The 26,285-nt window shown below is 48.8% G+C and carries 20 protein-coding genes; 15 read left to right on the top strand and 5 right to left on the bottom strand.

The window, feature by feature from the left end; translation table 11 throughout:
- The first annotated feature begins 24 nt into the window (after positions 1-24).
- Positions 25-1,647, top strand: coding sequence for a hypothetical protein (locus tag GWK75_02765; GenBank protein QHU91363.1), 1,623 nt, complete (start codon positions 25-27; stop codon positions 1,645-1,647).
- 28 nt (positions 1,648-1,675) lie between these two features.
- Here GWK75_02765 and GWK75_02760 read toward each other — a convergent pair whose 3' ends face one another.
- Positions 1,676-2,809: an NAD-dependent malic enzyme gene (locus tag GWK75_02760; protein QHU91362.1), complete on the bottom strand. Its 1,134-nt coding sequence runs from the start codon at positions 2,807-2,809 to the stop codon at positions 1,676-1,678.
- 163 nt (positions 2,810-2,972) lie between these two features.
- On the opposite strand from GWK75_02760, the gene rplS reads away from it, so the two are divergent.
- The gene (rplS, locus tag GWK75_02755; protein QHU91361.1) at positions 2,973-3,497 is read left to right on the top strand and encodes a 50S ribosomal protein L19; all 525 of its coding nucleotides are present in this window, start codon (positions 2,973-2,975) and stop codon (positions 3,495-3,497) included.
- 504 nt (positions 3,498-4,001) lie between these two features.
- Positions 4,002-4,958, top strand: a complete 957-nt coding sequence (locus GWK75_02750) for a ribonuclease HII (protein QHU91360.1) — start codon at positions 4,002-4,004, stop codon at positions 4,956-4,958.
- Here the strand turns inward: GWK75_02750 and GWK75_02745 are convergent.
- A complete protein-coding gene (locus tag GWK75_02745; protein ID QHU91359.1) occupies positions 4,944-7,454 on the bottom strand; it encodes an aminopeptidase in 2,511 nt (836 codons plus the stop codon). The two genes, GWK75_02750 and GWK75_02745, sit on opposite strands and share 15 nt — an antisense overlap.
- A 31-nt stretch (positions 7,455-7,485) precedes the next feature.
- Between GWK75_02745 and GWK75_02740 the strand changes: the two genes are divergently transcribed.
- Together GWK75_02740 and GWK75_02735 are read left to right on the top strand one after the other, a co-directional pair.
- The gene (locus tag GWK75_02740) at positions 7,486-8,208 is read left to right on the top strand and encodes a DUF1524 domain-containing protein (GenBank protein ID QHU91358.1); all 723 of its coding nucleotides are present in this window, start codon (positions 7,486-7,488) and stop codon (positions 8,206-8,208) included.
- Between the two features lie 16 nt (positions 8,209-8,224).
- A complete protein-coding gene (locus GWK75_02735) occupies positions 8,225-8,902 on the top strand; it encodes a queuosine precursor transporter (protein ID QHU91357.1) in 678 nt (225 codons plus the stop codon).
- Between the two features lie 3 nt (positions 8,903-8,905).
- Here the strand turns inward: GWK75_02735 and tgt are convergent, their stop codons facing one another.
- Positions 8,906-10,153: a tRNA guanosine(34) transglycosylase Tgt gene (gene tgt / locus GWK75_02730; protein QHU91356.1), complete on the bottom strand. Its 1,248-nt coding sequence runs from the start codon at positions 10,151-10,153 to the stop codon at positions 8,906-8,908.
- 107 nt (positions 10,154-10,260) lie between these two features.
- On the opposite strand from tgt, the gene GWK75_02725 reads away from it, so the two are divergent.
- Positions 10,261-10,560 (top strand): hypothetical protein, encoded by a 300-nt coding sequence (locus tag GWK75_02725; GenBank protein QHU91355.1) that lies wholly within the window; start codon positions 10,261-10,263, stop codon positions 10,558-10,560.
- Positions 10,561-10,624: 64 nt separating this feature from the next.
- Here GWK75_02725 and queA read toward each other — a convergent pair whose 3' ends face one another.
- Positions 10,625-11,653 (bottom strand): tRNA preQ1(34) S-adenosylmethionine ribosyltransferase-isomerase QueA, encoded by a 1,029-nt coding sequence (gene queA / locus GWK75_02720; protein ID QHU91354.1) that lies wholly within the window; start codon positions 11,651-11,653, stop codon positions 10,625-10,627.
- A gap of 120 nt (positions 11,654-11,773) precedes the next feature.
- On the opposite strand from queA, the gene GWK75_02715 reads away from it, so the two are divergent.
- The 6 genes from GWK75_02715 (at position 11,774) to GWK75_02690 (ending at position 19,284) form a co-directional block, all read left to right on the top strand.
- Entirely contained in the window at positions 11,774-12,040 is a 267-nt protein-coding gene (locus tag GWK75_02715) for a hypothetical protein (protein ID QHU91353.1), read from the top strand.
- Positions 12,041-12,201: 161 nt separating this feature from the next.
- Positions 12,202-13,320, top strand: a complete 1,119-nt coding sequence (gene nusA / locus GWK75_02710; GenBank protein QHU91352.1) for a transcription termination/antitermination protein NusA — start codon at positions 12,202-12,204, stop codon at positions 13,318-13,320.
- A 115-nt stretch (positions 13,321-13,435) separates the two neighbouring features.
- Complete coding sequence (locus tag GWK75_02705; protein QHU91351.1) at positions 13,436-15,919, top strand: AAA domain-containing protein; 2,484 nt, start codon at positions 13,436-13,438, stop codon at positions 15,917-15,919.
- Positions 15,920-15,947: 28 nt separating this feature from the next.
- Positions 15,948-16,889: a hypothetical protein gene (locus GWK75_02700; GenBank protein QHU91350.1), complete on the top strand. Its 942-nt coding sequence runs from the start codon at positions 15,948-15,950 to the stop codon at positions 16,887-16,889.
- Complete coding sequence (gene radA / locus GWK75_02695; GenBank protein QHU91711.1) at positions 16,886-18,262, top strand: DNA repair protein RadA; 1,377 nt, start codon at positions 16,886-16,888, stop codon at positions 18,260-18,262. Before GWK75_02700 ends, radA begins: the two co-directional genes overlap by 4 nt.
- Before the next feature lie 32 nt (positions 18,263-18,294).
- On the top strand, positions 18,295-19,284 hold the full coding sequence (locus tag GWK75_02690) for a hypothetical protein (protein ID QHU91349.1): 990 nt from the start codon (positions 18,295-18,297) through the stop codon (positions 19,282-19,284).
- Between the two features lie 69 nt (positions 19,285-19,353).
- Here GWK75_02690 and GWK75_02685 read toward each other — a convergent pair whose 3' ends face one another.
- Positions 19,354-22,032, bottom strand: coding sequence for a hypothetical protein (locus tag GWK75_02685; GenBank protein QHU91348.1), 2,679 nt, complete (start codon positions 22,030-22,032; stop codon positions 19,354-19,356).
- A 111-nt stretch (positions 22,033-22,143) separates the two neighbouring features.
- On the opposite strand from GWK75_02685, the gene GWK75_02680 reads away from it, so the two are divergent.
- The 3 genes from GWK75_02680 to recG all read left to right on the top strand — a co-directional run bounded on the left by GWK75_02680 (position 22,144) and on the right by recG (position 26,281).
- Positions 22,144-23,358, top strand: a complete 1,215-nt coding sequence (locus GWK75_02680) for a tyrosine--tRNA ligase (protein QHU91347.1) — start codon at positions 22,144-22,146, stop codon at positions 23,356-23,358.
- Between the two features lie 25 nt (positions 23,359-23,383).
- Positions 23,384-24,142 (top strand): HAD-IIB family hydrolase, encoded by a 759-nt coding sequence (locus GWK75_02675; protein QHU91346.1) that lies wholly within the window; start codon positions 23,384-23,386, stop codon positions 24,140-24,142.
- Between the two features lie 96 nt (positions 24,143-24,238).
- Complete coding sequence (gene recG, locus GWK75_02670; protein ID QHU91345.1) at positions 24,239-26,281, top strand: ATP-dependent DNA helicase RecG; 2,043 nt, start codon at positions 24,239-24,241, stop codon at positions 26,279-26,281.
- Positions 26,282-26,285: the final 4 nt, after the last annotated feature.

The raw sequence follows: 26,285 nt of genomic DNA, 5'->3' as shown, positions 1-26,285 counted from the left end.
AGCGATTTGCTACTATAAATATAAATGGACGAGCAAGAAATACAGCGTCGTCGACGTGATCAAGACGAGCGCTCCACTAAGCAACGTGGGGACATACTTGGGTTTCCTTATATTGATACACGAGAATTTGAAGAGAACTTGCCTCTAGCCCTAGATGTAATGCCGATCGAGGCGATGCACCGAGACAAGATGGTGCCACTGGTCAAAGGAGATGGTCAGACTTCGTTTCAGTTTGGCGTGACTGCTCAGACTCCGCAGTCGGTTATCGAAAAAATGCGTAAAGAGTATAACGAGCAAGGTCACATCATTCAGTTCTTTTTGATTAGCCTGAGTGGTTATCGTGCTCTCATGCTTCGTTATGACCCTCCAAAAAAGACCATATACAACGATATCAAGATTGCAAAAGATGGCGATAGCGACACAATTGCCGAGGTGAGTCGGACACTAAACAGCGTTAGTAGTGGTGAGCTGTTTGATTATCTGATTCAGCAGGCTGATAAGCTGGGTGCGAGCGATATACACATCGAGAACGAGCGTGACAATATCCGTGTACGCCTACGTGTCGACGGGGCGCTTCATCCTGTTGCTCATCTCAATCCTGAACGTTATCGGGTGATAATGGGCGAGTTGGCTAGTCGGGCTGGAGTTAGTTCAGCTTCGCAGGAGAGTCAGTCGGGGCATATGCAAAAGGAGATCACGACTAGCCAAGGAACGCACTTGCTTAACTTGCGCGTAGAAACTGTACCGACAATGTACGGTCAAGATGCGGTGCTTCGTTTGTTTAATTTTGATGAGTCGCTACTAAATCTCGATCTGCTTGGTATCCCAGAAAAACAACGTCGTGAAATTGATGAAGTGATTAGTCATCCACGTGGCTTGGTATTGATGGTAGGACCGACTGGGTCGGGTAAGTCAACTACGCTTTATAGCATGCTAAATGCTCTCAATACATCAGATAGAAAGCTGATAACACTTGAGGATCCGATCGAATATGGTCTATCTGGTATTTCTCAGATCCCGATCGATACGACGCATGGACAGAGTTTTGCCGACGGCCTGAGGAGCGTCTTGCGCCTCGATCCAGATGTAGTGATGGTCGGCGAGATTCGTGATGTTGATACGGCGCGGACAGCGATCCAGGCATCTATCACTGGACATTTGGTGCTTTCGAGCTTTCACGCTAGCTCAACCAGCGCGGCATTTAGTCGTATTATCGATATGATCGGCGTAAATCCGATATTTAGCTCAGCGGTTCGTCTCGTGATTGCTCAGCGTCTCGTTCGACGACTTGTCGATGAGACGAAAGAAGCCTATGAACCCGACGAGGCGACGCGAAATTATGTGAGAAAAGTACTTGAAGGGATACCAGAGGGTATCGATCATCCAGATCTTGATTCATTTAAGCTTTGGCGACCGAAGCCGAGTAATGATGCGCCGTTTGGATACCGTGGACGCATGGTAATTATGGAGCAGATGGTGGTCGATGAAGATATCCAGAAATTTATCAGAGGTGATATTTCTGATATCCATTCTGAGACAATCGAGAAAGTTGCAAGATCGCACGGTATGCTGACGCTCGAGCAAGCTGGCGTACTGGCTGCTCTTCGTGGCGAAACTACCATTGAAGAGATTAATCGTGTGATTTAGTCAGCTCTATAGGGTTAGTTGCGACACTCTAGCGAATAACCTGGGCAACAGCTGGAACGACCCTGTCGTCAAATGGTGAGGGGATAACTTCCTCAGGAGTTGGGTTGTCGACGAGTGACGCAAGTGCTTCGGCGGCGGCAATTTTGTGGTCGTCGGTGATTTTTTTGACTCCATGGTCAAGCGCTCCACGGAATATGCCAGGAAAGGCGATGGCGTTGTTGACTTGATTTGGAAAATCACTTCGGCCGGTAGCGATCACCGCTACTCCAGCTTCTTTGGCCACGTCTGGCATGATTTCGGGTACTGGGTTGGCGAGAGCAAAGACGACAGGTTTATTCGCCATCTTGGCGACTAACTCTGGAGTGAGGAGGCCTGGTTTTGACACACCGATGAAAATGTCGGCGTCGGTAATCGCATCGCTAAGCTTACCTGAAATATCGGTACGTAGATAGCTCATGAGAGCCTTTTTTTCTTCATTTAAGTCGTCGCGAGCGTCAGAAATGATGCCGCGACTGTCGACGGCGTAGATATTCTCCGCACCATATTTGTGAAGTAGCTTGGCGATCGCAGTACCGGCCGCACCAGCGCCAATCATGACAATTTTTGCACTTTTGAGGTCTTTTTTGACGACTTTCATGGCATTAATTAGCCCAGCAAGTGTCACAACGGCCGTGCCGTGCTGATCATCATGAAATACTGGAATGTCAAGCTCAGCCTTGAGTCGTTCTTCAATCTCGAAGCACTTTGGTGCGGCGATATCTTCGAGGTTGATGGCCCCAAAACTAGGGGCAATCGCCTTGACGGTCGCGACTATCTCGTCTGGCGTATGGACGTCAAGTACAATCGGCACACTGTCGATATCGGCAAAATGTTTAAATAATAGCGCCTTACCCTCCATGACCGGCATCGCGGCCTTTGGTCCTAGGTCACCGAGTCCTAAGATAGCAGAGCCGTCAGAGACGACTGCAACGAGATTGTTGGTCCAGGTGTATTTGCCCAGATCTGCTGGATTGGTGGCGATCGCTTGGCTAATAGCGCCTACGCCTGGGCTGTAGTAGGCACTTAGTTTTTCTTTGTCAAGTTTCGATGGGTCACGAAGCTTGGTGGTGATTTTGCCTTTGTACTGTTCGTGAAGGCGGAGTGCAAGAGTGTTATAGTCCATAGCTACATTATAATCTATTGATTTATTGCGCATAAAGTGGTATAATTACGACTATGTGGATATGAGGTGGTTTTTGAGGTGCGTAACCTCTTTTAAAATATTCAAAAGTGTGCTATAGTTAACGATTGATTGTAATATTAAATTTGAAAGCCAGAGAAGAGAAATGAGTTTTGCACTGATTCAAAAAGTCAATGACGAGCAAAAAAAGAGCCAGGTTGTTGACGTTCGTAGCGGTGATACGGTCCGTGTTCACCAAAAAATCAAAGAGGGTAACAAAGAGCGTATCCAGGTATTTGAAGGCGTCGTAATCCGAACAGACAACAAGGGTCAGCACGTAAGCCGTATTACTGTTCGCAAGATTGCGTCAGGTGTCGGTGTCGAAAAGAGTTTCTTGCTCCATAGCCCACTGGTTGAAAAAGTCGAAGTTATGCGCCGAGCTAAGGTTCGCCGAAACTTCCTCAGCTACTTGCGTCAGCGTAGTGGTAAGTCGGCACGACTCACTGCAGTACAGTTTGATCGCGAGGCTGTCAACTCGGTAAAGAATGATCATGCCGAAGAAGATGAAGCTCGAATCAAGGAGCAAAAGGCTGCCGAGGCGGCAGAGCATGCGGCAGCAAAAGAGGCTGAAGAGGCAGAATTGGCTGCTAAGCAAGCAGAGGTCGAGGCGCGCCACGCCGAGAACAAATAGTATCTAGAGCTACAAGAAAACACCCTGGTGGTTGAGCTCCAGGGTGTTTTCTTGTGTGCTGAGTATGAAAATGACCCCGCCAGCCCCAATCGTATGAAAGGGGTGGCGGGGTCGGAAGGGAATAGAGACTATCGTTGGAGTATAAAGTTTACATTCCTCCCTCTATCCGACCTTTCTTCAATCGACCCGTCAGGGTCGAACAGTCTGATGAGTTCCTCCAGCTGATTGGCGTCTACTACGCCGCTGAACCTCTCTGTCCTTCGTCCCTGATCTCTACCCACGCAAACGATATAGATATCGCCCCGACATGAAAGTTTCGCGGATAGATATCGGCTTTGTGGGTCGCGTGCAACCTCCTTAAGGTATTCTAGCTCCTCCTCTGTTGTCCATGGTTCACCCAGGTTGGTGGTGCACATGGCATAATCCTTCCTTTTTGATGGTGGACTAACGCTACAATTATACAAAAATACCAAGAATAAGTCAAATAATAGTAAACTATAAAGTATGATTCTTGGTATCGATGAGGCGGGGCGCGGCCCATGGGCGGGGCCGTTGGTGGTCGGCGCGGTTGTGCTGGGTGTAGCTCAGATAGAGGGGCTTGACGACAGCAAGAAGCTGACAAAAAAGAAACGTGAGTCTCTAGAGAAAGAAATTGTCGCACATGCTAGTGCGTATGGATTAGGCTGGGTGAGTGCGAAAGAACTAGACGAGCTTGGTATGAGTGAAGCTCTGCGGTTAGCGACTAGGCGAGCGGTTGAACAGATCCACGTACCGTATCATGAAATTATTATTGATGGAACAGTCAACTTCTTGGCTGGTACGACAAAAGGGCGCTACGTGACCACTATGCCAAAGGCTGATGCTTTGATACCGAGTGTGTCAGCAGCGTCGATTCTCGCCAAGGTGGCGCGAGATCGTTATATGGCGGAGCAGGACAATATCTATCCGGGCTATGGATTTGGACAAAATGCAGGATATGGGGTTGCTGCCCATCGAGAGGCGATTGAACGTTTGGGTATTACGCCGCTACATCGATTGAGTTTCGCGCCACTAAAGAAGTATCAATTAGATAGCGACAAGAGAAAGCTGTCTGTGGGTGGAACCTCCAAGGCTTGTCGTAAAACTACCAGGCAGATTGGCGATGATAGCGAGACAGTGGCGGTGGAATACTTAATTCGTGCTGGGCACGAGATTATCAAACGGAATTGGCGAACCAAGTGGTGCGAGATTGATATTGTATCTCGTAAGGACGGTGTAATTTATTTTACAGAGGTAAAGCATCGTAAGAACGATCAAGCTGGCGGTGGAATGGAGGCGATTACACCAGGGAAATTACGCCAGATGCGCTTCTCGGCTTCGCTGTACGCTAGCTCACTCAAAGAGCCGTATGATTTACGGCTCTCGGCGATTGCGACGACTGGCGAGCCACCAGTGGTGGTCGAGTATCTAGATACGATTTAGGGCGCTGGCGACTGCTTCTGTATCACGTTCTAATAGAGCGATACGTCCTTCCAGGTCTAGTAGGCCCATGTCGATTGCACGCGTCAGGGCTGGGTTGTCTCGTAAAGGCGTGAAAAAGTCACGGAACTCATCGAGCTGTTGCCTGGTCGATAGAACTGACGCCGAATAACGCGGGAAGTAATCGTGTGATTTGTCGCTGGCGAAGTGAGCTTCGACCCATTTCCAGTGACGACGTAGCCACTGCCAGGTTGCTGTACGTCCGTCTCGGTTGCGGAGTAGGGCGAGGTACCAGTGGATCGTATCCTGCTGTCTGATGAGCTTGGTGTCGGTCAGAGACTTGATCAGCCGAGCTATCTGTCGGTGATTTTTTGTCGAGGTTACGGCGGAGGCGATGATGCTCTTTAGCTCGGCGTCAGATGATTTGCGGTATAAATCGAGCAGTGCGTCGATATCGCGAGGATTGTCATCGTTTCGGACTACAGATGTGAGGATAGTGCCACGCAGTTCTGAATTGAGCCTATCGATCCCTAGCTCGTGGTAGCGTCGTGAGGCTTCGGCGACTACATTGGCGTCCTCACCGTAGATCATCAGGCCGATGACAAGAGAGCGGAGCTCAGTGTCGTCTTCGGACTCACCATTGATAGGGTCCCAGCCTAGACGCTCGAATTGTGGGCGAGCGAGGTTGGCGACTAGTCGACGGAGATTTGCTTCGGCTGTTTTGTCAGTTTCGACGAACCTTTTTAGGTCGGAGATTGCCATCGCAATAACCTGCCAGACCTTTTCGTTTGACTCGTTTTGGAAGGCTGTTAGTAGCTCTACTAGAGTAGCGCTTGAGATATAGCCACCACGCGCTAGTAGGGTTTGTTCGGTCAAATACTGTGCGCGTTGAGTTTCGCTTAGGCGACCAGCTATAATGTCGTTAACAATACGAGCGCGGAGCTCAGCGTCATAGAGTGTGATGAAATGTCCGTTATTGTGTTGGTTGAGATAGACTGGTGCATCACTAATGTATGGAATTGTTAGGGTCTGCTGGTCCATGATATCTGGTAGGGTGTCGACAGTAGAGTCAAGCGGGATTGGCCAGAGACGGCTGCTGGCGCCATGAGGACCAATAAAGAACTGTTCTTGCGAGAGGGTTAGCTTGTCGTCCTCAAGTGTGGCGTGAACAACTGGGTAACCTGGCTGAGTAATCCAGGCGTTCATCAGTGTGCCGACATCTTTGCCGCTAGCCTCTGACAGTGCCGACCAGAGGTCATCACCGGTTGTATTGTCATAAGCGTGCTTGGTGAAGTAAGCCTTGAGCCCGCGCCTGAAAGCGTCGTCGCCGATCCATAGTTGCATCATGCGAAGTAGCCGTCCACCTTTTGCGTAAACGATTGCGCCGTCAAACAGCGTGCCGATCTCATCAGGATGATTAACGGCAACCTGGACTGGCTGGACGCCATCGATACTGTCGCGGCGAAGCGCGGCGACGCCTTCGTTTGAGGCGAAGTCAAACCAGATATTCCAGTCGGGGTGAAGTGCGTCAGGGGGTAAGTACTCCATGATTGTAGCAAAACTTTCGTTAAGCCACAGATTGTCCCACCATTTCATTGTAACGAGGTTACCAAACCACTGGTGCGAAAGCTCGTGAGCGATCACGGTTGTGATGTAGCGCTTACTGCTGATAGTGGCGGTTGCTGGATCTGCTAGGAGGACGACTTCACGGTAGGTGATTAGCCCCCAGTTTTCCATCGCACCTGATGAGAAGTCGGGCAGGGCGACATGGTCAGATTTTGGTAGTGGGTATGGTATGTCGAAATATTGATCATAAAACTCAATTGACGCTACCGCATGCTCAAGCGCCCAGGCGAGAGCTTCGGGGCGGTGGGCTCTCGTGGCGTAAACATTTACTTCGACACCGCTTTTTGTTGAGGCGGTGGCTCGCTGGAGGTCACCAACGACAAAAGCGACTAGATAGCTACTCATGCGAGGCGTCGTGTCGAAGGTTGTGACAATCAATGGTCCATTATGGTGCTGTTCTTTGATAGGCATGTTGCCTAGAACGGTGGTGTCTTCGGTGATGAGTGTGATGTTGAAGGTTGCTTTTGCTTCTGGCTCGTCAATACACGGAAAGGCTTCGCGTGCGTGATGTGATTCAAATTGGGTCGCATAGAGTTCTTGCTTATGTCCGTCCATGGTGTAATAGCACGGGTAAATTCCGTGCATTGTGTCTTTGACTGTGAGAGAAAATTCGATCGTGACAGCTACTTGTCCAGCTCCTTTGTGGGGAATAACCAGCTCGTCTTTTTCGATGTACATTTCGGAGATTTCTTGCTGATTGACGAGGACTCGCTTGATGTTTAGTTGTTTTGCATGAAGTCGAATCGTGCCATCATGAACCTGTGTTCCATAGATATCGACCATGCCTGAGACCTGTCGTTTACGGGCTATATTTCGTAAGTCCCAGGTGATGCGGTAACTTTCGGGTATAAATTGTTCGTAGAGATGTTGCATACTTCCTAGTATATCAAGATATAATGACAAGATGAGAATCCGGAGGGTTATTGGTGTTTTGATAGTTGTTGCTGGAGTGGCAGTTTGGTGGTTGCAACATTACGGCATCCTATCAAAGACAGATGCAGCTAATTTTACGCCAATAGAATCATCGACTACCTCGACGAGAGCAGTAGATCCAAGCTCAAAAAAAGCTCGCGATATACTCGAGAGCCTCACTGTCAAGGGTCGGGCCCCAAAAACAGGCTATACGAGAACACAATTTGGTAACGGCTGGACGTCGACGGGCAAGTGTGACACGAGAAACATAATTCTCAATCGCGACCTCGTGAGTCCTAGTGTGAGTGATTCATGTAAAGTGCAAAGCGGTACTCTCCGTGACCCGTATACGGGTGCGACGATTAATTTTGTACGTGGAGCTAAGTCTAGTGAAGCTGTCCAGATCGATCATGTGGTTGCGTTGTCTAATGCTTGGCAAACTGGAGCGCAGCAGTTAGACTCAGCTACGCGGGTTGCACTGGCAAATGACCCACTGGAACTTTTGGCGGTTGACGGCAAGGCAAACCAGACGAAGGGTGACGGTGATGCAGCGACGTGGTTGCCGTCAAACAAAGCCTTTCGCTGTCAGTATGTAGCCAGACAAATTGCGGTGAAGTCAAAATATCGTTTATGGGTAACATACGCAGAGAAATCTGCTATGCAGAATGTATTGGCGCATTGTCCTGATGAAGCTGTACCTAGTCAGCAGGACTAAGGTATAATACCGCTATATGTTTAGGCTTTTTCAGAAAAAACAACTACATATCTACGAGATGCTGGCTGGCTTATTTGTGATGACGCTTATCGTCAGTAATATCGCTAGTATAAAAGTGGTGGCAATTGGACCGCTGGTGTTTGACGCTGGGACGATACTTTTTCCGCTTTCGTATATAGTTGGCGATATAGTAACGGAGGTTTATGGGTATCGTAAGATGCGCTCGCTTCTGTATGTTGGGGTTGTGTCGCTGATCTTGACGATGACGACTTTTTGGGTGGTGCAGATCTTGCCGGCTAGCCCTGATTGGCCTAATCAAGTGGCGTATGAGTCGATTCTGGGCGTTGTCTGGCGAATTGTTCTAGCAAGCGTCACGGCGCTATTTTTGGGGGAGATTATGAACGCTTATGTCATGGCACGCATGAAAGTCCGCTCAAAAGGCAAGAATCTCTGGGTGCGGATGATTAGTAGTTCTGTGGTCGGGAGCGCAATCGATACAGTGGTATTTTCGACAGTTGCGTTTCTCGGTACGATGCCGTTTGATGCGCTCGCTCAGCTGATGATTACTGTATTTTTGATCAAGATTACGACGGAAGTTATTGTTTCGCCTCTGACAATAAAAATCATCAATATCGTTAAGCGACGCGAAAAAATCGATACCTACGAACAGCCCGCGATATATTTGGTGAACTAACCTTTAGTCGAGCGTCACGCCGGTGGGAAGTTTATCGCCGTAGTAGCGCCTCAAGAACGTTTTTTTCAGGTCAAAAAACTTATCTTGCTTGATACTCTCGCGAATCTGATCCACAGTTCGGACGACAAATCGTTCGTTGTGAATGCTAGCTAGTGTCGCACCGAGGATCTCGTCTGATCTAAAGAGGTGATTGATGTAGGCTTTTGTATAATGGTCACAAGTGTAGCAATCGCATTCAATGTCGATTGGTGTAAAATCAGTTTTAAATTTGGCGTTGGTGATATTGATACGGCCATCTAGAGTGTAGAGTGCGCCGTTTCGGGCCTGACGGGTCGGGGCGACGCAGTCAAATGTGTCGACACCATACTCGACACCGAGGAATAGGTCGGCTGGTTGAGAGCCCATACCTAGCAAATGGCGTGGTTTATTTTCTGGCAGGGTTTCATTAACCCATTTGACGACTGTAGGAATCTCGCCTGGCTCAAAAACGCCGCCGATGCCGTATCCGTCAAAATTACGTTCACCCAAAAAATTGGCTGATTGCTTGCGAAGCTTTTCCTCTCTAGCTCCCTGAACGATGCCGTAGAGCGCCTGGAGTGGTTCGTGGTTTGCAATATGCTCAGTATTTAGCGCATCGTGACGAGTCAGGCAACGTTCGGCCCAGGCGTGAGTACGGTTCATGGCTTCACGAATTACGCCCGGTGACGCTAACGGCGCAGTTAGCTCGTCAAATGCCATATGAATATCAGCGCCGATTTTGTGTTGAAGCTCCATCGAGGACTCGGGTGTCATCGTGAGTTTTGCACCATCATAGTGACTCCTAAATTCAGCGCCAGCGTCAGTGATTTCTACAAGTTGCTGGGCGGATTTTTTGGCGAGTGTAGCGTCGCCTTTCTCAGTGTGAGCGACGGCGTCGATGCCTTTTTTGTAAGCGATTCCTAGGCTAAATATCTGGAACCCGCCGCTGTCAGTAAAGGTTGGTCCGTTCCAGTTCATGAATTTTCCAAGTCCACCAGCTGTATGGACTATATCGGCGCCTGGTCGAAGCATTAGATGGTAGGTGTTTGCTAGAATGGCTTGTCCGCCATAGTCAGCCACTTGCTCTGGCGTGATTGCTTTTACCGTAGCTTTGGTTCCGCCGACGATAAAGGCTGGCGTTTCGATGTTACCGTGGGGTGTCTCGATAATGCCGACACGGGCTAGTGTCCCAGGCAGTCGATGGGTGATCGTGAAATCGAGAGCTTTTTTCATAGCATTATTTTAACAGAGTAGAGGGTGGTTGATAAAATACCGGCTAGGTGTTTATATAGAATGTAAGAACCATGCATCCCGTATGGTGTACCTTTTTAGGGGAGATAATGTCAACAACAGTTCACTCTAACTGGCTGATTTACTCAGCAGGCCATTCGAGCGAAGCTATCTGTCAGGCGATACGTAGAGAGATTGAGTATCAATCACGCGTCTCGGGTACTAGGGCAGATATAGCGATCAAGGTTGAAGCCTCTGGGCTTCATCTGGAGAATTTTGAGTGCCCATGGGTGGCCGATCTTGGTTACCATGTGGCCAACTGGACTAGAAAATACGATGTTAGCCATGATATTGAAATCTATGAGCTGACCTTTGAGCCAAGGGGCATACCCCTTGATGAGTGTCAATGACAACCCTAGCCACTCTGCGGTAGAGCAAATTATATGCTCCCGCAGGGTGGCCTTTTTATTTTTTTTAGAGGATTAGCATACTATCGCCGTAGCTAAAGAAATGGTATTTTTCGGCGATACAATGCTCGTAGGCTGGTTTTAGATGGTTCCAGCCAGCAAAAGCTGACGTCAGCATCAGGACGGTACTTTCTGGCATATGAAAGTTCGTCAACAGACCGTCAATGGTCTGAAATTTGTATCCTGGGTAGATGAATATATCGGCTTCGCCGGAGATTTTTTGGGGTGGCTCATTGAGGATTGCTTCGTGCGCGTATTCTAAGGTGCGGGTGATAGTGGTGCCGAGTGCGACGACGCGTTTTTTGGCTTTTTTAGTCGCCTGGATGATGCGAACAGTCTCCTCGGGGACCTCAAAATACTCTTGGTGCATTTTGTGCTTAGTCACGTCGTCGACGCGAATTGGCAAAAAAGTCCCAAGTCCAACGTGAAGAGTGGCATAGACTACATTGACGCCCTTGTCTCGTAGTTGATCGAGAGTTTTTTCGGTCATATTTAGGCTTGCGGTCGGGGCGGCTACCGAGCCTAGCTCACGAGCAAAGACCGTTTGATAACGTTCTATGTCATCGGTAGTTGCCATACGGTTCATGTAGGGCGGGAGTGGAACTGAGCCATACTCTTCGGCGATATCGAGCAGATCGCGACTAGAGCGAATGATGGCTAGGCCATCGCCTAGGATTTCCTCGACAGTAAGGGTGTCGTCACCTATAAACAACCTATCACCGACGGCAAGGCGACGTCTGTAGATAACCTTGTGGCGAAACCAGTCATCTTGACCGCCGTGTTTTTCGACTAACACCAGTTCACGCGTACCACCAGTGGCTTTGCGGGTGATTAGCCGAGCCTTGATAACCTTTGTGTCGTTGATTACTAATGTGTCACCTGGTTCGAGATAGTCTACGACATCGGTGTAGACGCAATCTTTGTATGTGCCAGTCTGACGATCGAGGACTAACAGGCGAGCCTCACCGCGTACAGCTGGAGGGTGATCTGCGATTAGTTCTTCTGGGATGTTGTAGTGAAAGTCAGATAGATTCATCGTCTATTTAGTATACGGCTCTGGTATATAGATTGACAAATACTGATATTTAGATTATAAAATGTACCTAGACTGGTACGGAAGTACTGGTTGTCGTCTATTCTCGAAGGAGAAAAAATCATGGCTAGTTACAGCGGTCAATACGCCGTAATTCTTGTCAAACGAAATGGAGATGGCAGAATCGACCAGACCCTGGAGACGGGGTTTGAGGGCGACTATGATTATTGTAGGTCTGCCACGAAGGAATACTTGCCTCCAGACGGGTATGAGGTTGAGGTGAAATTTACGGGCTCATACGACGAGCCTAACTCTTTTCCCTCAACCAGCCAACGAGGTTGGCTTATAGGGGAACATGGCACCCTAGGACGGCCATTTGGGTCGCTCTAGGGTGTCTAGCCGGTTGGCGTTTTGTGTAGTATCACATGAGACGCCAACCGGTTTTTCAATTGACATTTTTGTAGCGGTGAGCTATAATGGAGTATGTACTTATCCGGCCGGCAGGTCGGACATTTTCGTATCAGTAGATAATAATTTGGAAAGGGGTTCTCATGGAGGACTTAAATATCAAACAATTGACTCTCGCAGTTCGTACGATTGCAGAGGAGAAGAACTTGCCCGAAGAAACTGTCATGGACGTGATAGAACAGGCGATCGCAGCGGCGTGGCGTCGTGATAACGGTGAGCGCGATCAGAGCGTTCGGGCTGAGCTGAATATCAACGACGGTAGCGCGAAAGTATTTGTGATGCGTGATGTGGTTGAAGAGGTTGAAAATGATCTTAATCAGATTAGCCTCGAGGATGCTCAAAAGATTAAAGCAGACGCCAAGCTAGGCGATGTAATCGAAGATGAGCATACAGTTACGAGTTTTGGTCGTGTCGCTGCTCAGACGGCAAAGCAGGTCGTGCTGCAACGTCTACGCGAGGCGGAGCGTGAGGTGGTCCTTGCTGAGTTTGAGGATAAGATCGGCACGGTCGTCACTGGTATTGTTCAGCGAGTCGAGCCTCGTGTTGTACGAGTCGAGCTTGGCAAGGCAACTGGTATTTTGCCTCAGAGCGAGCAGATTCAGGGTGAGTATTACAGCGTTGGTCAGCGCATCAAGGTGTTTATCAAGGATATTGAGCGCGATAACCGTGGTCCACAGCTAATTTTGAGTCGCGGTAACGAAGCGTTTGTTGAGTATTTATTCCGTCAGGAAGTGCCAGAAATGGAAACTGGCGCAGTAGAGATCAAGGGCATCGCTCGCGAGGCTGGTCGCCGTACCAAATTGGCTGTTATGAGTACTGTCCCTGGGGTTGATCCAGTGGGTACCTTTGTCGGTGGTCACGGTACGCGCGTTAATGCTGTCATGAATGAAATTGGTGATCAGGAAAAAATTGACATCATCACTTTTGACGAAAATGTCGATACTTATATTCGAAATGCGCTTAGCCCAGCCGAGGTAGTGAAAGTTGAAATCGACAAAGAAGCGAAAACTGCTAAAGTTTATGTTTCCGAGGATCAGCAGAGTATTGCGATCGGTCGTGGCGGTCAAAATGTGCGTCTAGCGAGTCGTTTAACGGGCTACGAGCTAGATATCGAGACGGCGACGGCCAAGCCAGCCGAAAAGAAGCCACGCAAGAACATCGAAGACGGGCTATTTGCGGCGATTGAAGAGCAAGGTGAATAGGTCATTCTCGATATTTCGCTGAATATATAAAAAATTAGCACTCTCACTTGACGAGTGCTAATTTAATTGGTAGACTGGTGAGTGAGTGGGCTAAGCCCAAAGAACGGAGGGCGATATGATGCCAGAAGATTTTGCAGATTTTATTTCACACTTAACCGAAAACGCACGAATGAGCGTCCAGTATGCGGACGCGATTGCTCGTGGTAATGGTAGCTCGTATATTGGCACGGAGCATCTTTTACTTGGTGTTTTGGCCCAAGGTTCGAGTACTGGCGCTAAGTATTTGGCAGACGCAGGAGTGACGCTTGCGGGAGCTGAGCAGGCTTTGGGGATTCAACCCTCAAAAGTTACCGTAGGGACAGGGGTGATTGGCTTGTCAGAGACGGCACTTTTGACACTTCGAATGGCGTGGGAGACAGCCAAAGAATACAACCATGACACCCTGGGGACTGAGCATATTTTGTATAGTGTTCTACGCCAGACTAATGCACGGGCGACGACACTACTACGAGAGATGAGCATCGATGTCGATGCGATAATGGAGCAACTTGAATCACTTTTTGATCGAAACCGTTCGGAGCATGGTGACGTTGCGACCGAGCCGAGGCAGCGTGCAGTGCGAGGTGGTGCACTCAATACTTTTGGAATTGATCTGACCAACAAGGCTGTAGCTGGCGAGCTAGACCCGATGATTGGGCGCGACAAAGAATGTGAGCGAGTTATCACCGTATTGTCACGACGTACCAAAAACAACCCTGTGTTGATAGGTGAACCTGGCGTTGGTAAAACAGCGATTGTTGAGGGCCTGGCGCAGAGAATCGCCCGCGAGGAGGTGCCTGATCACTTACTAGACAAGCGTGTGATTATGCTAGATATGGCGGCGATGATTGCTGGTACGAAATATCGCGGTGAGTTTGAAGACCGTCTAAAAAAAGTTATTTCAGAAATTAAAAAACAAGGTAATATCATTGTATTTATTGATGAGCTCCATCTGTTGGTTGGCGCTGGTGCTGCTGAAGGCTCGATGGATGCGGCAAATATCCTGAAGCCAGCGTTAGCGCGTGGTGAATTGCACATGATTGGTGCAACTACGCTTGATGAGTATCGTAAGCATATCGAAAAAGATACCGCTCTAGAGAGGCGTTTTCAGACGGTGATCGTCAAAGAGCCAACGGTGAAAGATACGGTGGCGATTCTTCGTGGTCTCAAGGGTTATTATGAAAAACATCACGGTGTTACGATTACCGATGAGGTGATTGATTCTGCGGTCTATATGAGCGATCGCTATGTGAGTGATCGTTTCATGCCCGATAAGGCAATTGACGTCATGGATGAGGCGGCAGCCCGTGTACGCGTCAAACAGGGGCATCGCCCTAGCCGACAGCGTGAGCTGACAAAAGAACTCAAGAGCCTTAACGAAAAAATGGAAGACGCGGTTAGCCGCGAGGACTATGAGCGAGCGGCCCTATACAAACAGCGAATCAGTCAAATTTCTGAAAAACTCGAAGCCGAAAAAGAGGCCCGCGAGGGTAAAAATGCCGTTGTGCTCACAGAGGACGATATTGCGCATGCGATTGCTGTTATGACGCACATTCCGGTTGAAAAGGTCCAGACGTCTGAGGCCAAACTCTTGACTAACTTGGAAAAACATCTCGGTAAGTATATCATCGGCCAAAAAGAGGCCGTTCAAAAGGTGGCGCGAGCGATTCGACGCTCTCGTAGTGGCGTGGCGAGTCAGAAACGCCCGATTGGAAGCTTTGTGTTTATGGGGCCGACAGGCGTCGGTAAGACGGAGCTAGCCAAGGTGCTGGCACGTGAAGTGTTTGGTAGTGAAGACGCACTGATAAAGATCGATATGAGTGAATTTGCTGAAAAGCACAATACTTCACGGCTAGTCGGTGCGCCAGCAGGCTACGTGGGATACGAGGACGGCGGAAAGCTGACCGATAAAGTACGCCGTCAGCCTTATAGCGTGGTGTTGTTTGATGAAATTGAAAAGGCTCATCCAGATGTATTTCAGTTACTACTACAACTTCTCGAGGAGGGAACTTTGACTGACGCCAAAGGTCGGGCCGTGAGCTTCCGTAACACTATTATCATCCTGACGAGCAATCTAGGTGCTGACAAGATGATGAAAGAGTCTGAGCTAGGATTTCGTTCTGTACGACAGGCTGATCAAAAGCTTGACAGTATTCACGAGCGTAACGCCAACTACGCACGTGAGGCGCTCGATAAGTTTATGCGCCCAGAGCTGATCAATCGTTTTGACGGGATTATCACTTTCCGAGCTTTGACGCGCGATGAGGTCGGCAAGATATTTGATCTTTTGATTGGCGAGCTACGCCAGCGACTTGTTCGCAAGGGACTTGGACTTGTCGTGAAGCCCTCGGCGAAAAAGTATTTGATTGACAAGGGTTATAGCGCTAAATACGGTGCCCGACCATTACGTAGGGTCATCGAGGACGAGCTAGAGCATGCAATTGCCGAAGGGGTGCTTGCGGGAGAGTATGAAAAAGGCGTTATACTGGAAGTACGGACGAATAAGGGGAAAATAGCGATTGAACAACAAACCGAATCTACAAAAGCAGCCTCGCCATAAAGCTTTTTGGCGTAAACTAATCTCTACATTGGTAGTATTAGGGTTGGCAGTGCTTGGGGTTTTGTATGGCCCGACTTTATTGGATGCTTTACGTGCTATGCAGTTTCAGCCATCTGAGCAGATCACGTCGATTCGTAATCGAATTGGGCTGACTGGTCATGGCGAGAGGATTTTTTATGCAACAGCGCCAGCGATCGAAGATAAGACACAGTTTAATAAGAGCTGCCAAAGCACCGAGCGAACGGCAGCGATCTTGGGCTGTTATTTCAAGGATCGAATATATCTTTACAATATCAAAAATGCTGAGCTAGACGGCACTCTTGAGGTGACGGCAGCTCACGAACTACTTCACGCTGCGTATCATCGTTTAAACGGCCTAGAGCGACCACGCGTGGACCAGATGGTGCGCGCTCAGTACGAGAAGATCAAAGATGATGCAAACCTCAAACAGATTATGCAGTATTATCAACGAGCTGAACCTGGAGCGGAGGCGGACGAACTTCATTCAATCATCGGTACGACCGTACGCGATTTATCGCCAGAGCTGGAGCGTCATTATGCGACTTATTTCACAGATAGGGCAAAAGTCGTGGCGCTAAATGAGTCGTATAATAGAGTATTCAACGGACTCAGTCAGCGTGCGGATAGTTTGCAGAAGAAAATTGAGTCAGCACGCCCAGCGATTGAGCAGGATCTCAAGCAATATGAAGTTGATCTCGAACAGATGAATCTTGATATTCAGACGTTTAATCAGCGAGCTGGTTCAGGTGGATTTAATACGCAAGCAGAGTTTCAGGCGACCAGAGCTGCTCTACTGTCACGGGCAAACGCTCTCACCAGCCGTCGACAGGACATTAACGGCCGTGTAGCCGCCCTAAATGCTGATATAACCGCCTTAAATGAGATTGCAGTGCATGTCAATCAACTAAACGAAAGTATAAATGGTGTTTCTGCGCCAACGGGGCTATAGAGGTGGCGAAGTCTAAGACACTATTTACTTGTCAGAACTGCGGTAGTAATTATCCAAAATGGGTGGGAAGGTGTGAGAATTGTGGCGAGTGGAATACACTAGTTGAGCAGGTGGCCGTCTCAGCAGGCAGCTCGGTGGTGGCGCGAGCAACTCGTGGCGGTAAAGTACTTGCCCCTCAGTCGATGAAATCGATTAGTGCCAAGGAGGTGGTGTCCCGGATGCAGACAGGAATTGCTGACCTGGATACTGTACTTGGTGGCGGAATATTGTCAGCTGGTGTGATGCTTCTCGCTGGCCAGCCAGGGATCGGTAAGTCGACGTTATTGCTTCAGATAGCATCACATATCGCTGAGTCTAACGCCGTGCTGTACGTTAGCGGCGAGGAAAGTGCCTCACAGGTGAAGCTTCGGGCGACGAGGCTGGGGGCTGAGGCTGGTGATGACCTACAATTTGTCGCTAGCACCTCTGCTGATGATATTTCGGCAACTATCCGGAGCGGCAAATACAAGCTGGTCATCATCGACAGTATCCAGACACTAAGTCTAGACGAAATCACCTCTGCGCCGGGTACTGTTAGCCAGATTACAAATTCCGCAAACGTTATCATTCGTGCCGCCAAAGAATCGGGTGCGGCCGTAATTTTGGTCGGACATGTTACAAAAGAGGGTTCGATCGCGGGGCCAAAAGTTCTTGAGCACCTCGTAGATGTTGTGTTGCAGTTTGAGGGCGATCGATATGGTGGCTTCAAGGTTGTCCGGGCGATCAAAAATCGTTATGGCTCTACGGCTGAAACGGCGATATTTGAGATGGGAGAGTCTGGATTAAAAATGGTAGCGAACCCGTCGGCGGCTCTGCTGGCGGAGAGACAAAATGCCGATGGTTCGGTTGTGCTTGCGACGCTTGAAGGAAATAGGCCAATATTGGTAGAAATTCAAGCACTTGTCAACTCGACACATTTCGGGTATCCTAAAAGGACAGCAAGTGGTTTTGATCTAAATCGCCTCAATCTTCTCATTGCGGTACTAGAGAAGCGTACCAAACTGAACTTATCCGACAAAGATATTTATATCAATGTGGTGGGTGGTCTGAAGCTTGCTGATCCTGCGGCCGATCTCGCGGTCGCGATGGCAATTGCTTCGGCTGCTGCTGGTAGGCGGCTTGATGATGGGCTTGTCGTTTTTGGCGAAATTGGTCTAGGAGGCGAGATCCGCTCCGCTCAGCTGGCCGACAAGCGTATAAGCGAGGCAAAGAAGCTAGGGTTTACTCAGGCGGTTGCGCCAGCTAGCTCTAATGCCAAAAAGGACTCATTTATTAAGGGCGTACGAGATCTACGCCACGCATTAATCGATTATTTGAAGCCAGGTGACAAATAGAGCTTGCTTCATAGTCGTAGAAAGATAGGAAAATGGAAACAAAAGATATTGTGCTACTAGCGGTGGTATTGCTGATTTTGGCAGAGTTGAGTTACCTTCTCGCAAAATTGCCAAAAACATCAATTAAGTCTAAGAGTCGAGCGATTTTTGTCGATACATCAGTGTTGATGGACGGCCGAATTACGGGAATTGCGCGTACGGGATTTATCGGTGGGACGCTTATCGTGCCACGTAGCGTAATTGGTGAATTACAATTTTTGGCGGATAATGCAGATGCTGATAAGCGGACACGGGCTCGCCATGGACTTGATATCGTGACAGAGCTTCAAAATATGGAAGATGTTGATATTGAGATCCTTCAAGACGGCAGCAAGGCCGAGGAGGGGGTTGATGATCGGCTGCTTACGCTAGCTAAGCGACACCAAGGTTGCATCTTGACGCTTGATTATAATCTAAACAAGGTGGCCGTTGTCGAGGGTATCTCTGTGCTTAATATCAATGAGCTGGCTCAAGGGCTACGCATGTCTTATTTGCCTGGTGAGCAAATGTTGATCGAACTGACTCAGAAGGGTCAAGATAGTCATCAGGCTGTTGGGTATCTTCCTGATGGTACGATGGTCGTTGTCGAGCAGTCGAGTAGCCTAATCGGACAACAGGTCCTTGTCGAAGTTGTTCGTAGTCTGCAGACAGCGGCAGGCAAGATGATGTTTGCAAAACGAGTAGCCGAGACGAAATCTCCCGTACAGCGTAAAAAATCCACCACTCAGAATGCTCAAAAATCAAAAGGTACTAGCCGGACGACGGCATCTCGTAAGAGTGTCTCAGAGTCTACTGAGCCAGAGGACAATGTCCCGCGCACAAAGAGATCGCGAACTCAGATAAAGAGTGTTTACCATGCTGTTCCGAAGCAGACCTCCGAGAACAAGAGTACAGCCTCCGAACCGAGCGTACGCCGAGTTTCACGACGACGTAAAGACCACGAGGCATCGCTAATCGCTCTAGTCGATAATCAAAAAGACTAGATTCAGCAGTTACTAAAAACAATATAGCCTCGCTAGAGGCTATATTGTTTTTAGTAAGACCAGACTGTATCACCTGCCGTAATTTACCGTATGAGTAGCAGTGTAGTATGCGGTATCAGTGACTGTCAGGGTGAGTGGGCCAGATCCAGCCGACTGGAGTTCTTGAGAGCTCAGTTTGTACGTACCGTCGTTTGATACTTGGCGACTGAGGATAAGTTTGTCGCCCGAGCGAACCTCGACTGTCTGTAGGGGGTGTCGTCCGTGGGTGTAGGCGATTGTGACGCTCGATCCACTAGTACTGATCAGGGCGGTTGGCTGTACGTCGCCGCACTCGTGTACGTCATCGTCTTTTGTCGCATCATAGCCATCTTCGGCGATTAGAATGTCCTTGTTGGTAATTGGGTCGACAGATTTATTGACACCAATTTCGACCTTAGCGCCGTCTGGAGTACAGTTGGTGGCTTTTTTCTTAGATACACGGTCAAATGTCATCTTGATGTTTGAGGTGCTTGCCGCCTTGTTGTAATAGGATGGGAAGGCCTCTTTGCCAATCCGCTGGATACCTGATGGCGCCTCATACCAATCGCTATATTTTGCCTTTCCCTGTTCAACGTATTTTTGTGTTACCGTCGCCATAGTGCGATCAAGGAGCAGGGCGGGGATGAGCGAGTTTCCTCTGGTCAGTGGGGTCGTGTCTGGGTTACCGAGCCAGACTGCCATAGCAATTGATGGTGTATATCCTACGGTCCAGAGGTCTTTTGGAACAACCTTTTCGCCAACCTGACCGTTACTGGTGCCAGTCTTGACGGCAACTCTAGCGCCGAGAGCGTTCATACGTAGCATGTAATCTTGATTCCAACCTAGTCCAGCGCGCGCCGAGCCATCACCTAGGATGTCACTGACTATGTAGGCGGCCTGCGGATCAATAACCTGCTTCCTTTCGGCTTTATATTCTTTTAGCGTCTGTCCATTGCCATTCGTAACCTTTAGGATGGTTGACTGTGGGGTGTGAGCGCCTTGCCGACCGAGGCTAGCAATGGCATTGACGTGATCGACGAGACGAGTTCCGCATCCACCGATAGCACTAGATAGCCCAGCCTGTGCGTCGGCTCCTTGGGTGCAGTAGTACTTGTCGCCGAGGTCGCGGATTGTTTTCCAGGTGCTACCAGGGTTGTTCTGCTCATTTACCGCCATGGCCTTGATGGCTGGAATGTTACGCGAACGGTCAAGAGCGAGACGAATATTTATATTGCCCTGGAACTTGCCGTCGGCATTCTGAGGTTTCCAGCCTGGTGCTGTCGGAAAAGTTGTTGTGCTGTCGGCGAGAATCGACCCGCTACCATAATTTTGTTTACCGCTACCTTGATTCTGGAATAGCTGGGCATAGACTAGCGGCTTGATCGACGAGCCTGGCTGGATAAATCCTGTAGCGGCATTATCTTGGCCGTAACCTGGGTGATTGTAGTCGCGGCTGCCTACTAGTGCGATTAGCTGTCCAGATTTGGTATCTTCGATCGCGGCTGCTCCGTTTGAGAATCCGGCATATGTTGCGCAGTTTGTGTAGCTACAGTTGCGGTCAGTCATCCCGCCAGAGAACATGGCAGACATGTTTTTTTCGAGTTCGGTTTGAATGTCGTAATCCAGAGTTGTTTTAACAGTTAGTCCACCTTCACCGACAATAGTTTTGCCGAGTGATTTTTCTAGCTGATCCCTCACCATTAGTACAAAATGTGGCGCTTTGATATCGGCTAGTTGGTCGGCAAGTGGCTTGACTTGATCGATAATCGCGACTTTTTTAGCTTTTTCGGCTTCCTCTTTTGTGATGTAATTCATGTCAACCATCATGTCGAGCACTTTGTGCTGGCGCGCGACCAGCGCTTTGTGTCCCTCGATATTGTATGGATTGTAAACTGATGGGTTATTTGGAATAGCGGCTAGGAGGGCGCACTCAGAGAGGTTGAGGTCTTTTGAGGACTTACCAAAATATGTTTGAGCGGCTGACTCTACGCCATTTCGTCGGCCACCGTAGGGTGATTCGTTTAGGTAGAGGCCGAGAATCTGATCTTTGGTGTACATGCGTTCAACTTCGATAGCGAGAATCATTTCCTTGATTTTGCGCGGAATACCCCGAATACCACGCTCAGATGCCTCTTCTTGTGTGAAGAATACTTTTTTGACGAGCTGCTGGGTTAGGGTTGAACCACCTTGGACGGCATTTCCTTGAGAGTTCGAGATAAATGCGCGAAGGATACCAGAGAAGCTGACGCCACCGTGGTTGTAGAAATCTTTATCCTCGATAGCGATGGTAGCTTTGCCCATACACGGAGAGATATTTTTTGGCTCGACAACAAGTGTGTAGTTGCCTGTGCCTTTATCTTCCCAGAGGAGTTTATCGTTGCGGTCGTAATATTTGGTGACGGTGGATTTCACGCGTTGGGCGAGTGTATTCGGATTGATCTGGTCAAGATCTTTTCTAAAGTAGGCAAATAAAGCTAGTGTAATGAGAATGAGAATAACTACAAACGCCCCGATAATCTTGAGTAGGGTGATCGCTCCCTGTTTCGAAAACCAATACTTAGCCAAGCGTTTCGGGTGCATACGATAAAGAAAGCGCTTCAGCGGATGCTTCGGCAGAGTTGCTAGGTATTCGGCTTTTTTGCGAGCTTTTGCGTCTTTCTTGGTGCGATGTTTTGTCGCGAGGTTTGAATACACGCTGACCTTACGTGTCGGTTTATTTGGCTTGACCACGTCACTACTTTCCCATAAGCAATATTACTCTCCATAATATCACTATTTTTTTGGCGAGGCTAGTGGTATTGTGCTAGGATAACACTAGTAACAAAGAAAGGAGCGTTCAGCATGACACTGAGTGAGGAGCTTACGTGGCGTGGTTTCGTCAACCAGTACACGTTTGCCGATATCAAAGAATTAGACAATGAGACGCGGACGTTCTATTGGGGTGTTGACCCTAGCGCAGACAGTATGACGATCGGCAATCTCGCTGCCGCTATGATGGTGCGTCATTTTATTGATTATGGCTACAAGCCGATTCTTCTTGTTGGCGGTGCAACTGGTTTGATAGGTGATCCAGACGGCAAAAAACAGGAGCGAGACCTCAAAACCGTCGAAGAAGTCGAGAAAAATGTCCAAGGCCTCTCTAAGCAGTACGAGACAATATTTGCTGGCAAGAATTTCGAGATTGTCAATAACTACGACTGGTTTTGTGACATTGGTTATATGCAGTTCCTGCGTGAAATTGGTAAGCACGTTAGCCTGACGCAAATGTTAGACCGTGAGTTTGTTCAGTCTCGTATCGGTGAGGGTGGTGCCGGGATTAGCTATGCTGAGTTTAGCTATGCGCTTATTCAGGGGTATGACTTCCTCCATCTTTATCGCGAAAAAGGAGCAACTCTTCAGGTCGCCGGCGCCGATCAGTGGGGTAATAGTATCACCGGCGTTAGTCTGATTCGTCGCCTCGAGGGGGCGGAGGCCCACGTCTATACGGCGCCTCTTGTGATAAACAAGCAGACAGGCGTGAAATTTGGCAAGTCTGAGGGTGGTGCGGTCTGGCTTGATCCGGCCAAGACGAGTCCATATAAGTTCTACCAATTTTGGCTGAACCTCGATGATGAAACGAGCGAGGATATGATTAAGATTTATACGCTACTTGATCGTGCTACAGTTGAAAAAACAATCGCCGACCATCGCGAGAATCCTGGTATTCGCCTATTGCAGAAAACTCTGGCCCGAGAAGTGACAGACCTGATTCACGGTCGTGAGCGTCGTGAATGTGTCGAGCGGGTGACAGCGGTACTTTTTGGTGGTGATGCATTTGCAACCCTAAAGGACGCCGATCTTGATGCGCTTGGTGCGGAGATCCCGACTGCTCCAGTTGGAAATAGTGTTATCGATACTCTGACCGCAAGTGGACTAGTAGCGAGTAACGGCGAAGCGAAGCGTTTGATCGCAAATAACGCCATTTCTATTAACGGTCAGAAAATTGCCGATGACGTGATGATAACAGAGGGGAGCCTGGTCAAAAAAGGTAAAAATAATTTCGTTTTGGTACGATAACGATATTGATATTAAGGAGGAAATTATGAAAAAAGTTATAGCATTTGACCTAGATGATACGCTAGCAGTCACAAAATCAGAGATTTCTGACCGTATGAGTGGTCTATTGAGTCGATTGGTCGAGAAATACGATGTTTGTATTATTACTGGTGGTCGTTTCGAGCAAATCGAGAAGCAGGTCGTGAGTCGACTGGAGGTTCCTGAACACTTGCTTGGTAAGCTTCATCTCATGCCGACCTGTGGTACGCGCTACTATCGCTACGACGAGCTAAATCATAAGTGGACGCTTCAATACGCAGAAGATCTGTCGAAAGAGCAAAAAGAGAAGATTATTGGCGTGCTAGAGACGGTCGCAAAGGAGATGGGTATCTGGTGTGATAATCCAGCAGGAGAAATCATCGAAGATCGTCATAGTCAGATCACGATGAGCGCGCTGGGTCAACAGGCGACGCCAGAGGATAAGTATGCCTGGGCAGAGAAGTTCAAGGATGTTCGACCAGTTTATCGTGATAAGGTTGCTGAACTGTTGCCTGATCTAGAGGTGCGAATTGGCGGTACGACCAGTACGGACATTACGCTTCCTGGTGTAGATAAAGCATATGGGATGCGCAAGCTGATCGATGCGCTTGATATTAGCAAAGACGAGATTCTGTTCTTTGGTGACAAGCTAAACGAAGGTGGTAACGATTATCCAGTCAAAGCGATGGGCATCGATAGTATTGCCGTTGAGGGCTGGGAGTCAACTGCTTACGCTCTCGAGGGAGTGTTGGGCGTTACAGAGTAAGTCGTCGATCGCACAACGCAGATCCGCACTGTTCAATCGGTGCGGATTTATTTTGATAGACACCAACGCGCGACAATCGAGATATAATAGCTAATAATGAATCTCAAAACACCACTAGAGCAAGTCAAGGGCGTTGGGCCAAAGATTGCCATGCAACTAAGGACCGCAGGACTCGAAACGGTTGGTGATATCATCACATTTTTACCACGTCGTCATGATGATTTTACGGGTCTAGCGCCGATCGCAGATCTAAAGCCGGGCAAAGTCACGATCCGAGCGCGCTGTGAAAGTATATCGACGCGCCCAGTTCGACGAGGGCTTCGTCTGACAACGGCAGTGCTGGCCGATGATAGCGGTAAGCTCAATGCGATCTGGTTTAATCAGCCGTATCGTACACAACAGCTTGGCGGGTCAGATGATGAGTTTTATTTCTCAGGTGAGTTTGAGTACAATTACGGTCGTTATCAATTGACTAACCCAACTGCAGAAATAGCCAAAGATATGCCAGTGCAGGCAGAGCGATTGATGCCTGTGTATCATTCGATTCACGGTTTGAAGTCGGTCACTGTTCGCAAGGTGGTCGAAAATCTACGTCCCTTGATGTCAGTTTTGCCAGAAACTTTACCGGCATCTATCGTGCGAGCTGAGGGTTTGATGGGTCGCGCCGAGGCGATTAGCGCGATGCATTTTCCAAAAACTACCGAGGAGGTTCAACGGGCGCGTGATCGTCTAGCGTTTGAGGAGTTGTTTGAGTTATTGCTAGCCAGCCGGCTAAACAAACTCGAAAATCAACAGCTCGAGGGCTATCACATACCGTTTGAGCAGTCTGTAGTCAAGCAGTTTGTATCGAATCTGCCGTTTGAATTAACGGGTGCTCAGCGACGAGCGGCGTGGGATATATTGCAGGACTTCGAACGCAAAATACCGATGAACCGTCTACTTCAGGGCGATGTGGGAAGCGGCAAGACGGTTGTTGCAGGACTGGCGGCGCGCCAGGCGGCGAGCCATGGTTTTCAGACAGCGCTGATGGCGCCGACGGAGATTCTAGCTTCACAACATGCCGAGACACTTGATAAGCTTCTGGCTCCGTTTGGTGTTAGGGTTGGTTTATTGGTCGGTAGTCTCAAAGGCAAGGCACGTCAGGCTCTGTATGAGCAAATTGCAAACGGTGAGGTTGACGTGGTGGTTGGCACGCATGCCGTGATTCAGGACAAGGTTAGTTTTAAGAAACTAGGCTTTGTCGTAATTGATGAGCAACATCGATTTGGTGTCGATCAACGGCAAAAATTATTAGCAAAGTCGGGTGCTGACGGACTGATGCCACATCTTTTGGCGATGACGGCGACGCCGATTCCGCGTAGTCTGGCGCTTACGGTTTACGGTGAGCTTGATTTGAGTATTTTGAACGAGCGTCCAAAAGGGCGTATGCCAATTAAAACAGAGATAGTTACTCCTGTTGGCGTACCAAAGATGTATGAACGGGTCGACGCTGAGATCGCGAATGGTCGGCAAGCGTATGTTGTTTGCAGTTTGATAGATGACAATCCAGAAAACGACACCAAAAGCGTTACCGCTGAGCACCAACGCCTCAAGCAAACGATATTTGGTCATCGCCAGATAGGATTATTACACGGCAAGATGAAACCAGCCGAAAAAGAGACCATCATGCAGGACTTCAAGGCTAGGAAATATGACATTCTGGTCAGTACAACAGTCGTAGAGGTGGGCGTAGATGTACCAAACGCGACGACGATGATTGTCGAAAACGCTGATCGTTTCGGTCTGTCTCAGTTGCACCAACTGCGTGGTCGGGTTGGTCGAGGCGGTCATCAGAGCTATTGTTACCTGGTGATGAGTTCGTCAAATAAGCCCTCGGAACGAATTCGTGAGATCGAAAAGTCAGACGATGGATTTTATTTGGCTGAGGTGGATATGAAGCTTCGTGGGCCAGGTGAGATCTATGGGCGGATGCAGCATGGTGTGCTCAATCTCCAGATTGCGACATTGGCTGATACGGCTCTGATCGCCCGCGCCCAAAATGCTGTAAAGCGTTTCGTTAAGTCTCCCGAAGAGGTCGCTAGATACAAGACGACAAATAGTCGCGTCCAGTACTACCAGCGCCTGACAACACTTAATTAACTAA

It is taken from the genome of Candidatus Saccharibacteria bacterium oral taxon 955, assembly GCA_010202265.1.
Lineage (GTDB): Bacteria > Patescibacteriota > Saccharimonadia > Saccharimonadales > Saccharimonadaceae > Saccharimonas.
The sequence above is the reverse complement of the archived record's forward strand: the minus strand, read 5'-3'. Positions and strand labels throughout refer to the sequence as shown.

Excerpts from the sequence above, each read along its gene's own strand:
- GWK75_02725 (QHU91355.1), top strand. The coding sequence starts at position 10,261 with ATGTCAACAACAGTTCACTCTAACTGGCTGATTTACTCAGCAGGCCAT.
- GWK75_02675 (QHU91346.1), top strand. The coding sequence starts at position 23,384 with ATGAAAAAAGTTATAGCATTTGACCTAGATGATACGCTAGCAGTCACA.
- GWK75_02740 (QHU91358.1), top strand. The coding sequence starts at position 7,486 with ATGAGAATCCGGAGGGTTATTGGTGTTTTGATAGTTGTTGCTGGAGTG.
- GWK75_02765 (QHU91363.1), top strand. The coding sequence starts at position 25 with ATGGACGAGCAAGAAATACAGCGTCGTCGACGTGATCAAGACGAGCGC.
- GWK75_02705 (QHU91351.1), top strand. The coding sequence starts at position 13,436 with ATGATGCCAGAAGATTTTGCAGATTTTATTTCACACTTAACCGAAAAC.
- nusA (QHU91352.1), top strand. The coding sequence starts at position 12,202 with ATGGAGGACTTAAATATCAAACAATTGACTCTCGCAGTTCGTACGATT.
- GWK75_02735 (QHU91357.1), top strand. The coding sequence starts at position 8,225 with ATGTTTAGGCTTTTTCAGAAAAAACAACTACATATCTACGAGATGCTG.
- GWK75_02715 (QHU91353.1), top strand. The coding sequence starts at position 11,774 with ATGGCTAGTTACAGCGGTCAATACGCCGTAATTCTTGTCAAACGAAAT.
- GWK75_02750 (QHU91360.1), top strand. The coding sequence starts at position 4,002 with ATGATTCTTGGTATCGATGAGGCGGGGCGCGGCCCATGGGCGGGGCCG.
- GWK75_02760 (QHU91362.1), bottom strand. The coding sequence starts at position 2,809 with ATGGACTATAACACTCTTGCACTCCGCCTTCACGAACAGTACAAAGGC.
- GWK75_02745 (QHU91359.1), bottom strand. The coding sequence starts at position 7,454 with ATGCAACATCTCTACGAACAATTTATACCCGAAAGTTACCGCATCACC.
- queA (QHU91354.1), bottom strand. The coding sequence starts at position 11,653 with ATGAATCTATCTGACTTTCACTACAACATCCCAGAAGAACTAATCGCA.
- recG (QHU91345.1), top strand. The coding sequence starts at position 24,239 with ATGAATCTCAAAACACCACTAGAGCAAGTCAAGGGCGTTGGGCCAAAG.
- rplS (QHU91361.1), top strand. The coding sequence starts at position 2,973 with ATGAGTTTTGCACTGATTCAAAAAGTCAATGACGAGCAAAAAAAGAGC.
- GWK75_02680 (QHU91347.1), top strand. The coding sequence starts at position 22,144 with ATGACACTGAGTGAGGAGCTTACGTGGCGTGGTTTCGTCAACCAGTAC.
- GWK75_02690 (QHU91349.1), top strand. The coding sequence starts at position 18,295 with ATGGAAACAAAAGATATTGTGCTACTAGCGGTGGTATTGCTGATTTTG.
- tgt (QHU91356.1), bottom strand. The coding sequence starts at position 10,153 with ATGAAAAAAGCTCTCGATTTCACGATCACCCATCGACTGCCTGGGACA.